Source organism: Butyrivibrio hungatei NK4A153 (assembly GCF_000424465.1).
Taxonomy (GTDB): Bacteria; Bacillota; Clostridia; order Lachnospirales; family Lachnospiraceae; genus Butyrivibrio; species Butyrivibrio hungatei_A.
In genome coordinates this window covers 22,985-37,633 of record NZ_AUJY01000001.1, presented here as the reverse complement: position 1 = coordinate 37,633, position 14,649 = coordinate 22,985, and the positions used below count along the sequence as shown (strand labels likewise).

13 protein-coding genes and 2 tRNA genes are annotated in these 14,649 nt (G+C 40.0%); 3 read left to right on the top strand and 12 right to left on the bottom strand.

Annotated features, from left to right (window positions below; all coding sequences use genetic code 11):
• Positions 1-148 precede the first annotated feature (148 nt).
• The 5 genes from G628_RS0100160 to G628_RS0100140 form a co-directional block, all read right to left on the bottom strand.
• Positions 149-1,021, bottom strand: a complete 873-nt coding sequence (locus G628_RS0100160) for a carbohydrate ABC transporter permease (protein ID WP_051198972.1) — start codon at positions 1,019-1,021, stop codon at positions 149-151.
• A 42-nt stretch (positions 1,022-1,063) separates the two neighbouring features.
• A complete protein-coding gene (locus tag G628_RS0100155; RefSeq protein WP_026667515.1) occupies positions 1,064-2,011 on the bottom strand; it encodes an ABC transporter permease in 948 nt (315 codons plus the stop codon).
• A 99-nt stretch (positions 2,012-2,110) separates the two neighbouring features.
• On the bottom strand, positions 2,111-3,802 hold the full coding sequence (locus G628_RS0100150) for an extracellular solute-binding protein (protein ID WP_026655339.1): 1,692 nt from the start codon (positions 3,800-3,802) through the stop codon (positions 2,111-2,113).
• 89 nt (positions 3,803-3,891) lie between these two features.
• Positions 3,892-5,472 (bottom strand): response regulator transcription factor, encoded by a 1,581-nt coding sequence (locus G628_RS0100145; RefSeq protein ID WP_027208166.1) that lies wholly within the window; start codon positions 5,470-5,472, stop codon positions 3,892-3,894.
• 1 nt (position 5,473) lies between these two features.
• Positions 5,474-7,042 carry a sensor histidine kinase gene (locus G628_RS0100140; RefSeq protein ID WP_051198915.1) on the bottom strand — a complete coding sequence of 523 codons (1,569 nt, stop codon included), beginning with the start codon at positions 7,040-7,042 and terminating at the stop codon, positions 5,474-5,476.
• A 104-nt stretch (positions 7,043-7,146) separates the two neighbouring features.
• Here G628_RS0100140 and G628_RS0100135 point away from each other — a divergent pair, with 104 nt between their 5' ends.
• The 3 genes from G628_RS0100135 (at position 7,147) to G628_RS0100125 (ending at position 7,800) form a co-directional block, all read left to right on the top strand.
• Positions 7,147-7,482, top strand: a complete 336-nt coding sequence (locus G628_RS0100135) for a hypothetical protein (RefSeq protein WP_026667519.1) — start codon at positions 7,147-7,149, stop codon at positions 7,480-7,482.
• 93 nt (positions 7,483-7,575) lie between these two features.
• A tRNA-Leu gene (locus tag G628_RS0100130) sits at positions 7,576-7,658 on the top strand.
• A gap of 57 nt (positions 7,659-7,715) precedes the next feature.
• Positions 7,716-7,800, top strand: a tRNA-Leu gene (locus G628_RS0100125).
• Positions 7,801-7,988: 188 nt separating this feature from the next.
• Here G628_RS0100125 and G628_RS0100120 read toward each other — a convergent pair.
• The 7 genes from G628_RS0100120 to G628_RS0100090 form a co-directional block, all read right to left on the bottom strand.
• The gene (locus G628_RS0100120; RefSeq protein ID WP_026655344.1) at positions 7,989-8,306 is read right to left on the bottom strand and encodes a hypothetical protein; all 318 of its coding nucleotides are present in this window, start codon (positions 8,304-8,306) and stop codon (positions 7,989-7,991) included.
• A gap of 143 nt (positions 8,307-8,449) precedes the next feature.
• Complete coding sequence (locus G628_RS15930) at positions 8,450-9,235, bottom strand: arginase family protein (protein ID WP_196803679.1); 786 nt, start codon at positions 9,233-9,235, stop codon at positions 8,450-8,452.
• Positions 9,236-9,252: 17 nt separating this feature from the next.
• A complete protein-coding gene (locus tag G628_RS0100110; protein ID WP_026667522.1) occupies positions 9,253-10,035 on the bottom strand; it encodes an adaptor protein MecA in 783 nt (260 codons plus the stop codon).
• A gap of 178 nt (positions 10,036-10,213) precedes the next feature.
• Positions 10,214-10,864, bottom strand: a complete 651-nt coding sequence (locus G628_RS17780; protein ID WP_051198914.1) for a sortase — start codon at positions 10,862-10,864, stop codon at positions 10,214-10,216.
• Positions 10,865-10,933: 69 nt separating this feature from the next.
• On the bottom strand, positions 10,934-12,025 hold the full coding sequence (locus G628_RS0100100; RefSeq protein WP_027208163.1) for a Cna B-type domain-containing protein: 1,092 nt from the start codon (positions 12,023-12,025) through the stop codon (positions 10,934-10,936).
• 23 nt (positions 12,026-12,048) lie between these two features.
• Positions 12,049-12,900, bottom strand: a complete 852-nt coding sequence (locus G628_RS15920; protein WP_034500468.1) for a class C sortase — start codon at positions 12,898-12,900, stop codon at positions 12,049-12,051.
• A gap of 166 nt (positions 12,901-13,066) precedes the next feature.
• On the bottom strand, positions 13,067-14,515 hold the full coding sequence (locus G628_RS0100090) for a SpaH/EbpB family LPXTG-anchored major pilin (RefSeq protein ID WP_026655350.1): 1,449 nt from the start codon (positions 14,513-14,515) through the stop codon (positions 13,067-13,069).
• Between the last annotated feature and the right edge of the window lie 134 nt (positions 14,516-14,649).

Genomic DNA, 14,649 nt, shown 5'->3' with positions numbered 1-14,649 from the left:
CGGTCCATTTTCCCAAGACTTTAGTTTTAATTTTGTATCAATATTATATTACAGACAAGGCAAGGTGCGGGATGAAAAAACGATAAAAAAATAATGCCCCGAGCTTTATATTTCCCGAGGCATATAAAAAATTTATAATATTTTCGTATTATTCTTTTACACCACCAAGTGTAAGTCCGCTTACAAAGTACTGCTGCAAGAAAGGATAGATACAGATGATAGGAAGCATCGTAACTATAGATGCAGCTGCACGTATTGATGTAGGTGTAATGGAGCTTGTCGAGTTCTTCATCGACTGAGCCGATGTACTCTGGCTTGTTACAGAAGCAAGGAGTTTCATAAGCTCGTACTGAAGAGTTGTAAGCTTATCACTCATTCTGTTGTAAAGCATAACGTCAAACCATGAGTTCCACTGATATACAGCAACGAAAAGAGCTACTGTAGCATAAACAGGCTTACAGAGCGGTGAAATAATATTAAGGAATATAGTCGTATATCCCGCACCGTCCAGCTGCGCCGATTCCTCAAAACTGTTAGGTATTCCGTTCATATATGTTCTTATGACGAGCATATTGAATGCGGATACCATTCCGGGAATTACATATACCCAGAATGAATTTGTAAGGTGAAGTCCCTTGTACAAAAGGAAAACAGGGATCATACCACCGTTTACATACATTGTTACTACCCAGAACAATGAAAGGTGTTTTGCAAAAAGGAAATTCTTGCGGCTTACGATAAATGCAAGTATAGCGCAGGCAATAAGCGAAAGGGCTGTTCCCACAACAGTTCTTGCAACCGAAATATATGCACCTACAAGAAGATCATCCTTCTTAAATACTGTGATGTAGTTCTTGACACTAAATTTTCTTGGAAGAAGGTAAATACCTCCTCTAAGTGCGTCAAGACCATCGTTAAACGAAATAGCAAGTGTATTCAGAACAGGGTAAAGTGTAACTATTACAAACACTGTCATGAATATTGAGTTAAATGTATAGAAAGCAATGTCAGCTTTTGACATCTTTCTTTTCTTGTTTACTGTATTACTCATCGCGCTTCCCCCTTAGAACAGTCTTTCTTCGCCGTGACGCTTGGCGACTTCATTACATATCAAGATCAGAACGATACTGACTGCACTCTTAAATATACCCGCAGCCGTTCCAAGTGAGTAATCCATCTGGCTGATACCCCATTTAAGAACATAGATATCGATTGTCTGGGATACCTTCTGTACAAGTCCGTTACCAAGCAGATACTGAATCTCAAATCCTGCATTAAGGACGTTACCAACATTCATGATAAGAAGAATAATGATTGTTGACTTAATTCCGGGGATGGTAACATATCTGATCTTATCCCATCTTCCCGCGCCGTCGATAGCTGCTGCTTCATACAAAGCAGGATCGATAGCCGTTATCGCAGCCAAATATATAATTGCATTCCAACCTGTTTCCTTCCAAACATTTGCGAAGGCTACGATAGGCCAGAAATACTTTTCATGTGCAAAGAAGTTAATGGGCTGGGAAACCAAATGAAATTTAGTAAGAAGCTCATTAACAATACCTGCTCCCGAAAGAGCATCGTGAAGAATACCTGTAACAATGATCCATGAAAGGAAGTGAGGCAGATAAGAGATTGTCTGAACAACCTTTTTCTTGCGCATTCCCTTAATCTCATTTAATAAAATAGCAAATAAAATTGCCATTATAGTTGTAGCTACAAGATTGATAACACCCATTGCAAGAGTGTTTCTGATTACTCTGATATATGTTGCATCGGAAAAAAGAGCCTGAAATTTGGCAAGTCCGATCCATTTTGAATGTAAAATTCCATCCTTTGGCTTATACTGCTGGAAGCCCATAAGCCAGCCTATTAAAGGCGCATAACAGAAAAGGATACCGTATGCAAAAAAGAATAATGACCATACGATAAGAACCCACTGTCTTTTAACTTGTTTGATAAATTCATCTTTCGGCATGCCCAAAAGAGTTTTTTTATTCTGCTGAGCCATATAACCACTCCTCGTTTTCTTCAATTTCCCCAAATTAGATAAATATAGCGGGCATTCTTTTGTGAATACCAAGAAAGCCCGCTATAATCTTAGTTTTACTTAGTTAGTATACTTAGCTGCCTCTGCAATTCTGCGCTCCAACTCAGTCTGCATCTCTGAAAGGAAGTCTTCAGGTTTGCACTTCTTGTAAGCTTCCATGTACTCAGCCCATGCGGAGTCGAAGTTATCTGCCATAACTACCTTAGGAAGGTACTCGTGCTTGCACTCATCCATAAGATTGCTTGCTGTACCGCCGGGTGTTGCTGTAGTCATAGTCTGTGAGAATGTGTACATAGGATACCAAGGTCCGGGAGGAGGTGTTGTTCCAAGCATCTCAACGTATGTCTTAACACCGTATGCCTTGAAGCAGTTCTTGAGGTTATCAGAAAGTCCGTCATAGAACTCTGTCTCCTGCTGCTCAGGCTTCATAGCATTTTTGCCATCTCTGCTTGTTCCTTCCCACTGAGGGAAATATGAATACTCACATTTGTGAGAAGCCTTATATCCTGTATCAGCATCGTTGTCTCTCATTTCCTGAGTCTTTGAATACATTCCGTCGTCGCCTACCTGGTAGTCAACGTCCTTAACACCCCAGAATCTGAGATCCATGATTTCCTGACTAAGAAGGTCGTTTACGAACTGAAGTGCACCTTCAACGTCCTTACAGCTTGTTGTAACGGCAAGTCCTGAACTTGTGTGTACAATTCCGCCTGAGTTGTGCCACTGGTTCTTCATACCTTCTTCGATCGTGATCGGAAGGGGAACATACTGGCAGCCCTTAGCATCAAGGCCTGCTGCCTTAAGAGCATCACCTGCTGTGTATGCGAAATCCCACCACTGGTCGATCATACCAAGTACACGACCTGTTGAAAGCTTTGCGATATACTCATCATATGTCTGTGTGAATGACTCAGGATCAACGATACCCTTCTTGTACTCTTCATTGAGCTTCTTGAAGTACTTAACAGCTGTATCTGTTGTGTTGTAGTCAACAATCTTCTTGTTATCTACATCAACGATAACTGAACCGTCGTTCGGATATCCGTCAAGGAACTGAGGTGCATTCTCAAGACAGAAGTATCTCCAGTCCTCACAAAGAATTGTGTAAGGAATGTTTGCTGTTCCGTCATCCATTGTAGGATTTTCTGCGTAATATTTTTCGATAAGATCAAAATACTGATCCATTGTATGAATCTGAGGATAACCTGCCCACTCAAGAACTCTTGTCTGGATCCAGAAAGCCTCGTCATTATGTGCGCAGACTCTCTCTTCACCATAGATATTAGAGAACTGAGGGATCCAATAGATGTGTCCATCACTCTGACGAAGTGAATCCCACTCCTGATCTGTGAAGAATTCTTTGATGTTAGGATATTTGTCGATATAATCATCAAGTGCAACAAGTGCGCCTGCCTCATACATCTGTACGGATCCGTCACCTGCATCTACGAAGTCAGGGTATTCACCACCCGCGATAAGAGTACCAACCGCCTCTTCTGCTGTCTGACCAGTAAGCCAAGTTTCTTTTACTTTTACGCCTGTTTTCTCGGCAATGATCTGCTGAATCTCATTATCTTCATTGATTTCAGCATGAGGAACGGAGAAAAATGCTGTGAATTCCTTTACTCCATCTTTTGAGCCGGAATTATCAGCAGATTTTCCATCTGATGAGCTTCCACCCGATCCACACCCTGACAGTGTTGCGAGAATCATGCAAGCTGCCATGAGCATGCTAACAACTTTCTTCTTCATAAAAGATATCCTCCTTATTTTTATATAAATAGTTTATAAAAAATTTATAATCAAAACATGGGAGGAAATATATATAAAAGTAGGACAAATTATTGTTCTTGTTTTCTATACTTTGCCGGGGTACATCCCTTGGCCTCGATGAACTTATTTACAAAGTAGTCAACATCCTTATAGCCCACTTTTTCTGCGACAAGATAGATCTTATCGTCTGTCTTCTTAAGTAAAAGAGCCGCTTCATCAAGCCTGTGTCTGTTGAGATAATCTTTAAAAGAGCATCCGTACTTCTTTCTGAAAAGCTGCCCCAGATACGCACTGTTTACATAATACTTTTCGCTCAGCCCCTTCAAAGTAAGGTTGCTTGAGTAATTGTTTTTTACCTCTTCCTCAACCTTGGCAAGAACGCCCGTTGAGACATTTTTGCGCAGCTGACCAAGGTAATCGCCATACTCACAGGCCATTCTGTACAGATGCGCCTTAGAGCCCCTACGGATTCCCTGCTCATAAACATTCTCCGAAATATTTCTGAGGATTTCTTCCTGATCGACCTCACTGTCCTGCTCACCCGTAATATGAATAAGCTGGAAAAAGAGATAATTGATATTGAGGTTATATGCCTTTCCGGTGATTCCGGATTTTTTCATCTCATCGTGGAACTCATCAACCTTCTGCTTTATCTTAACTTTCTCATTAAGTTCTATTGCGGAAATAAGCTCATCAAGTTTGTTCTTACAGAGCTGGATTCCCTTATCTTTTATCTGATACTCTTCTTCATAGAAATAAATATCTTTTTTCTCCCTAAATCCCTGCAAAGAATGAAGAATATTCACGCTGGTATAGGATGTGGAAATGGATTCAAGACCCGAAACCATTCTTCCCACGAGCATAACAATAGGAAGTCCGCTCACTCTTTTGAGATACTTTATCATTTCCTTTAAAAAGACCTCGTCGCTCTGGTCTATATCTCTTCCGATACTGCTCGTGTACAGAAAACCGATGTCGTATATGTTTTCATCGCCAAAGCCGTATCTCATAAGTAGATAGCTGTCATTTCCGAGATATTCCGCAGCAATGTCATAAAGTCTGTCCAGGCGGTTGTTCTTTTCATCATCCATAGTCTCAAGCTCGTCTATTTCAGGCGCAAACTCGATCCCCACATAACACATATCATCAAACGCATCTATCTTGCTGCCAAGATAATCGATATCCTCATAGCTGTGCTTTCCTCTGAGCACCCTCTTTAGGCACTGCTCAAAATATGCCTTCTCAAATCTTCTGTTGCGGCTTGTCTCAATCTCCTTATCTTCTTTACTTGCTATCACCTTCTCGACTATGGAGATAAGACTCTCTTTTTCAACGGGTTTTAAGATATATGCGGAGCACTTATGTTTCAGCGCCTCCTGAGCATAGGAAAACTCGGCAAATCCGCTAAGTATCACAAAAGAAACGTCATTGCCGTCTTCTCTTATCTTTTTCAAAAGCTGTATTCCGTCCATGACGGGCATCTTGATATCAGCGATCACAAGATCGTAGTCCTGCTCTCTCATCATGTCATACGCAGTCTTTCCATCCTGCGCGATATACACTTCAAATCCGTAATCATCCCAATCGATCAGGACTTTAAGTCCCTGTAAAATAAATGGTTCATCATCAACCAGTAAAACCTTGAACACCTTAAACTCCCTTCTTCAAACATTCTTCGGGAATAACTATCGTTACTATTGTTCCGATTCCTTCCTCCGAATCAATACCAAAAAGAACTTTATCATCAGTGACCATCTTAAGCCTGATACACGCGTTAACAACGCCTACCCGGCCCTTTTTCTCAAGCATTGAAATATCCGCATTCCGCATGGATGTAAGAAGTTTTTCCACCTCCTGCGAGCTCATTCCGTTTCCGGTATCTTCTATTTCAATGACCATATCATTATCTTTTGTATGAACCCTCAAAAAAATCCATCCGTTCGAAACCTTACTCTCTATTCCATGAATGCAGGCATTCTCAATGAAAGTAACAAGCGTAAGCTTGGGAACAAGATACTTCTTACAATCAGGCTCAATATCAACCGAATAAGAGAGCCTATCGCCAAATCTGTACTTCTGAAGCTCCAGATAGTTATTTACAAAATCCGCCTCATTTTCGATCGTGGTATTATCGTCACCCCACTCAGTATACTGCCTCTGGAGTTTTGCTAGCTTTTCGATCATGTATGCAGTCTCAGACTCTTTTTTTATAATGCAGTGCATCCTTATGCTCTCAAGCGCGTTAAAAAGAAAATGCGGATTGATCTGACTGTGCAGTGCCAGAAGCTCGGCGTGCTGCCTCGTCATTATCATAACCTGCTCTCTTAGTGTATAACCGTAAGCGATCCTGTTTATACGGATAAGCAAAAGAACCGGGAAAATAATGTTCATTACCGCAAGGATAAGCAGGTAGATTCCCCAGCTTTCCCACCAGTTATTGATTTCCGAATTATTGTCAACAACATGGATCTTAAGGAGCTGGTTATAAATCTGCATATCCATGGTGTATCCTATACTTTCAAGCTGTGACACATAGCTGTAGGGCTTTGCCACACTCATGTCTTTACCGTTTGTCAAAAGGATCTTTTCGTTGTCGCACAGATACGCATCAAGATCATAATTCATATTAACGAGAGCCCGACTGAATTTGCCGTAATCGATATCAATAAGAAGAACATTTTCGGAGCCGTAATCGTAGAAATCCAGCACTTTGAAATAGAAAATTTTTCTCGTATTCGAGTCCAAACCTACCTGTTTGGTATTATAGTCAAAAAAGAGTCCGGACTTAAGCCCTTTCTCCTTCATAAATTTATACCATGGCTCATCATATGCACATTCAATCCTCTGGAACTGAGATCCGTTCACAACAGATTTATTGTCAATGAACAGCTTGTATGACACATCATTCTGTGAAGCCACGACATCAATAAGAGTATCATTAAAGAAGTCTCTGTACCGCATGTAGTAATCAAGCGGTGAATCAAATTCTGTTTTCATGAAGTCATAAATATACTTACTTGTATATATACTGTTCGCAACCTTCACGGCATTTTCAAATTCCGCAGCACAAGCGTATTTTACGGCGCTCGCCACATTCTCCATCTCGTGATAGCGTTTGGTCTGCTCAGCACGCAGAATCCCCCCTATAACGACGGCATCCAAGATTGCAAGTGGAATTATTGTAAAAACCAGATACAAGATTATCAGTTTCTTCTTCATAATTGTTATTTTATCATAACCCGGGATTATTATTGTATATTAAATGTTTTTTGCTATAATGTACTATGAAATTTGGGTTAACTATTGAATTGAGGAGCAGAATTATGGAAAAGAGATTTAGGGATTTTTTAAGACATTTAGACAAACTCGACTGGGACGTACTCTCAGATGAAGAGCTCAGAGATGAGCGCGAAGGAATTGAGCTTTATATAAATGTAATGAATCAGGAATTACTTAAATGCATTGTAATATTTGCAGCCCTTTTGATATGTGCAAGCGTACTTCTCGGCGCAAGTTTCATAAGTAAGTCGACGCTTTGCTTTGTATTTTCTTTGGCTTTCAGCGTATGCGCCGGTCTTCTTGGCAAAGAATACTTCAAAAACCGTGATACCATGAATCGTCTCTATTCATTTGCCGACAAAATAGCACAGCTTTTTTAAAAACACTTTTCTTGTACCCTTTGTTATCTCGTTTATAAATAATTTAACTCTTGACAGAGCACCAAAAAGTGAGTATTATTAACTACGTTGTTTGCAGGAGTGGCGGAATGGCAGACGCGCATGGTTCAGGTCCATGTGTTGGCAACAACATGAGGGTTCAAGTCCCTTCTCCTGCATTGGATTTCATCCAATGCAATGTGAGTAAGTTGATAGCCCTTCTAGGGCACATATATGCGGAAGTGTCGGAATTGGCAGACGAGCAAGACTAAGGATCTTGTGACTGTTTATGTCGTGTGGGTTCAAGTCCCATCTTCCGCACGAAACAAAAGGATTAACTCGTATGAGTTAATCCTTTTATTTTGTGTGGAAGGGGGACTCTCGCCCGCAGCTTCGCTGCATGGGTTCCGGGATTCACACTAAGCTAGCTTAAGGAAGTTCTGCTCTCGCTTTGCTCAAAGTCCCATTGGCTCCCCGGATAATATAGAAATCAATTTAGAATTCCAATCTCAAATCTTTTCTTTAGCTTCAAGTCTCACATATGCAATCATAAGCCCTATAACAAGAGCTACAACTCCAATAATCATTACAAAGAAAAGTGGAGAATTTTGTTTTAAAAACAAGAATGGTATGCCTATAACTTCAAGTGCTATTGCAAAAACAAGCCATAGGACAGAAACTGCCTTATTATATTTTTTTATATCTTTAACCACCGGTGGCTTTACAAAAGTAAAAAATCCTACTGCTTCTTCAGCTCTATAAGTAGAAATGGCAATCACAACAAAAGCTAGTGCTACAATGCTCCAGATAACGAATCCAATAACCATCTCAGCTCCTCCTTTTCATTCATATGAGTAATAAGTCCCTCTACGTAAATAATACTACTTTGTAAAAATTAATTACAAGTTTTTTTGACTTATATTTTTATACTTGTATAGTCTAAAAAATATAAGTCAATCTGATTACCACTTCATAAATCTACAATACCCTTTATTATCTCAATATTGAATTCATCATTTATCTGCGCTTCTTTTCCTACATCGATCCCCTCTTGGTCAGGCGCACATTCGCCACAGATATCGACTCCAATGACTTCTCTACTATTAAATAGGTCTTTTATGAACGTGATGAGTTCCTCCTTAGTCATCTCGCCCTGATCCCAGTTTGTCACAAGCTCTTCTCTTCTGACAACGTCTTTATCAACAGATAAGAATACAGAGCATTGAGTTTCGGGAAGTTTATCTCTCACATCCGAAACATCATAGAATTTAACGCGTTTTGCATCATCTTTATCAAGCTTATCTATGAGTTCTCTGTCAGCACCTATCACATGAACATCTCTGACATAAGGGTTATTCTCAATTACCTTCATAACCCATCCGCCGCATGACAATATGTCGCCAAACATAGGCGGCTGCATATCGGGATGGTGATCGAGAACCACAAGAGAAAAAGGCTCTTTTATCATTTCCGTGATTATCGCGGACATATAGTGGTAATTTCCCGAATCAATAAAGTGGATTCCTTTGGCAAAAGCAGCAAGTCTTTTGTTTTCATCCGCATCTTTCGTCATTTCAAAAGCTTTTTCGCTTATTCTCTTTTTTATCTGTGCAATTGCCTCATCATCGCACATGCAATTCGTTCCCGGAATATCTCTGCAATTTATAATACAAAAAGGAGAGCTTTTATCGTTTTGATAAAAGCTCTCTTCATTATATATTCCAGAAAAATCAAATAGTGTAATGTAATCATTCATACTGTAAATATTCATCCTCATCTGGAAAGATCTGTTAAATGTATTATCGCATCGCTTCCTACCAAGCGATCTCCATGCTCTCTGACATACATCGCTTCCGTCGCGTTAACCACGAGCATATTTGAATACTCGACTCCTGCTCTTCTGAGATCGTATATAACACTCTCGTCCGATGACAATAATCCCAATATCATGTAGTAGCCCTCTTCAAGTTTATATAAAGAAGAATCTACTATAGGAAGTTTCTGAACCACTTTTGAAAAACGTTTAGCCTCATCAAAAGTATCAAATTCAACCATGTACTCCGCATATTCTGAAAGTGGCTGATAGCTGGTCTCAGGAGTTTTTGTTGTTTCCTCCGGAAGAGTATAGAACTTATCTCTGCCGTAAATCCTGTTTATCGCCTCGCTGACGTTTGTTATAACTTCGTTTAATGCAATACCTTTATCTCTGCCATTCTTTGACTTGATCTCATCAACCTTTTCCTGAGTAAGAATTCTGAGAACCGTCTCTGCTGCTCCTTTAATACGATCAGATGCTGTCTGTATATCTTCGTTGCTCATCTTAACCGCAAAAATTCTGATACTGCCATCCATCATCATGTTTTTGCTCATCATCATGACCTCAGTCTCTGGATCGTATCCAAGCTGCTGTCCCACTTCTTTATTAAGCTTAGCAAAAAAAGATGATGTATTTTCCGCACCGTTAATAACTGCTTCGGGAGTAAGTCCGATTTCATGAAGCTCTGATGCGGCAATGCTACATTCTACAGTTGTATCATTCATTTTTACTATGATCATCACGCATCAACTCCTCTCCATGGATTCTTTGTACTGTCATTATATAATGTAACATTAGCACTGTCCACAATAGAGTGCTAAAATCTTTATTAACTCTATAAAATATAAGTTTCTTTATTGTGATATATCTTCTATATCGGATTGATGCGTATATAAATGTAGATGCTTTATATTTGTTTTATTTACGTTTCCTAATATGTTTACTTTCTTCAGCAGCCTTTATGACATCGGGAACTTCTCCGACCTGCGATGCTTCTCCTGTAGACTCGCAGCGGATAGTCACTCTGTTTGCTCCACCGATGGTACATGTGAAAAGAGTAAGATCCCAGTCTCCCGACTCCATCTTTTCAGTATCATACGCTCCCAAAGTTTCCATATTAGAAACCTGGAAATAAAAGCTTCTGCCATTCATATCGGTAACAATAACTTTGTCACCTGTTTTCAGTTCTTTAAGTTTGCCGAAATGCTCAATATAATTGTGTCCTGCGACAATAAGATTGTTCTCATATACAGATCCCATGTATCTACATACAGAAACCTTGGCATTGTCATTGCTCCACTCATTCTGAATCGGAAGCAAAAGTCCCTTACATGGTATTTCTACTGTTCCTATAAAACTTCTTCCGTCAACATCTACAATCGGCATGTCTCCGGATAACTCAGGTTCAATAACCCTTCCCGGCATCTGTTCGATAACACCGGTCAGAAGGCTATCAGATGCTGCTCCGGCTTCTGCGTTTTCATCAAAATTGTTCTTAACTATCAGTGCAGCGATAAAAATAAGCACTGCACCAAAAAACATATAGAGATAACCTGGAATCTTTTTCAATTTATTGCCCCTCACATTTTTTATATAGTATTACCCCATGAGTTTTATCCCATGGGGTATATACGTGTATTAAATATTTCTGTTCCTTCTGATTCCCTTTACTATAAGTGCAACACCTACAATAATAAGTATGGGAAGAGGCCACCACAACTGACCTGTCTGTGGAAGTCTTCTTGCACCCAAAACAGCAGGAAGCTCGCTGAGCTTTCTTACTGCACCGAGAACATCAGGAAACTCTGTAGCGCCGCCGTCTCCGTGGCCGCCATTATCCTCTTCATGGTGTTCATCACCGCCCGGAGGTGGACCAGCAGGTGGAGTATACGTATTAGTAATTGTATAGATCTCCGATGCCACATCTCCGTTATATGTCTTAGACTCAGAAATTGAAGCACTGTATCCCGAATCTGAAGGCAACACTTCTTCAAAAGACCATGTATTACCGGGCTTCTCTTTCCAAGAATATGTCCAATTATTTGAATCATTCAAATTAACTGTCTGATAAAGTTCGTTGTTCTTAATAACCTTCACATCAATGGAAGAAGGACGCTTATCTGTATATCCTTCATCATTCCATCTCTTATGAAGCTCAAGATCAACCATTCTGTCGAACTTCTCGCACTTTGTGCCCGCCTGTGCATCATATACCCAGTTGTCATTGTCGTCAAGCTGTGGTACCGATACCAGGAACGGTGCGAAAACATATGTATTTTCAGTTTCCTGATAGTTATCGGCACTTACAAGATAAATACCAAGCTCAAGACCGCTGAACTTAACCTGACCATTTGCTGAAACAGCTGTCTGATCCGGCTGATGCTCGCTTACAGCATACTGTAAAACATCATCTAAGATCTGTTTCCACTCCTGCTGTGCTTTGGCTTCATCTGTAATACCGCTCAAATCCTTTATTGAGGATCTGTCGATATATCCCGCATCAAGCTCAAATGAACCTCCCTCGGTAGCACTTGCGATCTTGTAGATGCGTGAATTAACACCGTCAAACATCTTGTCTGCGCCAAAATTATATGTCACACTAAGCGAACCTTTCTTTGATGTATCAATGGTTCCTCTGGCATTTACCGTCACAGCTGATTGCCCAAAAACCATCAAAGCAGCCATAAGTGTAACTACTGTTCGGCTAATTACTTTTCTTACCTTAATCATAAAACAAATACCTCGTAGAGCAATTACCCTTGCTTTGCTCCCTTTACCCTTTTAGGCTTTGACGTCCTAATAAGATATACTATAAAAGCTATTAAAAGAATCGGTGCCCCGATGAACGGTGCCACTACCATGGTGTTGTACCTTAAGGCATCTGCCGGTACTATAAGTTTTGATTCCTCGCTATAATCAACACGCTTACCTCTTACAAGCATCCTGTGAGTATTAACTCCGTAAGGAGTACAAGTAACAAGCGTGACGAATTCTTCATTATCGACTATTGCAAGATCATTGGTCTCCTCCGGAAGAACAATGTTTATCTTATCAATCTGATACGCAAAAGTCTGGTCTAAAATATGAAGTAAAAACGTATCCCCGACAATCATTTGATCGAGGTCAGAAAAAAGCTTAGAGGACGGAAGTCCTCGGTGTCCCGAAAGGACTGCGTGTGTACTTTTAGTTCCGGTGGGAAACGATGTTCCCTCCAAATGTCCTATACCAACCTGTAAAACCGATTCGTCGGTCCCATGATAAATTGGAAGGTTGACCCCTATATTCTCAATTTCAATATATCCGATTATTCCTGTTCCGGATACATTAAGAATTTTATTGTACTCTTCCCTTTCTTCATCAGAAAGATCGAAATTTAGAGCTTTTTTAGCAAGTTCTTCATTATACGCCTTTGCTTCGCTCCACATCTTTGAATAATCTTCTTCGGAAATGTTTTTAACCATTTCCTCGTAGTTAGAAATTGCTCTGCTCTGATTTCGCGAATTGATATAATTACTTACTGAAGGATATAAAAATATACACAGTCCGGCGATAAATATCAATCCAAATATTATGTTGGGTATTTTTTTCTTTAGGTTCTTCTTCATCTAAGCAATTCTTATCTTTTCACCATATCGGTTTATTTTCAAAGAATCTTTAGGATTATGAATATATATTCTTCAGGGGAAATAATCTTCCCCCGAAGAATACTGTTATCCAACTAATTCAACAAGATTCAAAACAATTAAACTTTTTCATCCCTTGTATATTATATTATTCAGCGTCAGCTTTTCTGCGAACGATGAAGTATGCAATACCTGCTACAACAAGAATTCCACCGATGATGTAGAAGATTGTTGTACCGATACCACCTGTGTGAGGGAGTGTAATACCTGTTCCGTCCTCAACCGTTGCAGTCTGAACTGCTCCTGTATTGGAAGAAGTTGCTACTGTTACCTGCTGTGCATGCTTATGATTACCTACAGTGCTCTCAAGAAGATTGTAACCCTGAGGAGCCTGTGTCTCTTCAAGAATATAATTCTCTGCATTAAGACCTAAGATTGTAAGAGGCGCTTCAGCAACAGTTACGATTGCATCAACCGATCCATCGGGATCTACCTTGTACTCAGTATCTGAAACCTTTGTGAACTTAAGCTGTGTATCACCGCTCTCTCTGTATACCTTAAATTCTGCTCCGGGAAGAACCTTTCCTGACGCATCACCTCTAGCGATTTTCTTGATCTGAAGAGGATATGTCATTGTCTTTGTTGTAACATGAGTTGTCTCTGTTCCGTTACCATAGATGAGGAAAGCTTCGTTGATGTTTTCCTCAGATGCGATAACCGCATCCTTGTTAACTACTGCCTGATATGTAACAGTTGCAGTTGTATCAGACTTAGGTTCACCCTCAAATGTAATCTTGAATCCCTTATTTCCGTTCTCGTCAACATAAGCATTGTCGATGCTGAAACCAAGAGAACTGTCTGAGAAAGAAACATTGCTGTCCTGAACATCTACAAGTGTAAGTCCGGGTGTCAATGTATCAACGATGGCATAGTTCTCACCGCCAATCTTAAGATCTGCTTCAACAGTGAACTCTACTGTATCACCGATCTGTGCATCATTTCCTGTCTTATCACCGTAAACTGTTGACTCATTTGTAGCAGTATTAACATGCTTTCTGATTTCAGGAACGCTGTTCTTCTCCTGAATACCTGCGTTAGGAGTTGTTGTATCAACTGCTACGGCACTACCAAGTGATGAATCTACTACATAGTAACCATATTCACTAACTTGAATTGTAGCTACGCCATCTTCTGAAGCTATTGTTGAACCGTCATTTGAGATTCCGTTAGCCTTTGCGTAAGCAAGTACAGCCTTACCAAAAACCTTAGCCTGTTCTGCTGAAGTAAGTCCTGATGTATCAAGGATATCATTATCACCAACCGTGAAGAATGAACTCATTGCTACACTGTTTCCATCATCACTGTATGTGTATGAAGGAAGACCTGAAAACTTAGCTGCAAGCTTGTAAATACCACCTGCATCGGCATTTGCTTCATCAGCAGGTACAAAGTCAAATACGCGGTAAGCGTCATATGTCTGTCCTGCTATTGCATTAGTAATTGTAATTGTTCCGGCAGCCGCATAGGCTGTGATTGCCATTCCAAGTACCATCGCGGATACAAGGAATCCTACTATCAGTTTCTTGATTCTATTCATCTTCTTCTCCTTCTTTGAATCTTGTGTCAGTTTATTTTTTTATAATGTCGTTCAATATATATCCGATGCAAATGAGCACCTGTTTTAAAGCATTTCTGCTCTAAATCCATATTGCTTAAAATCAATTATTCAAA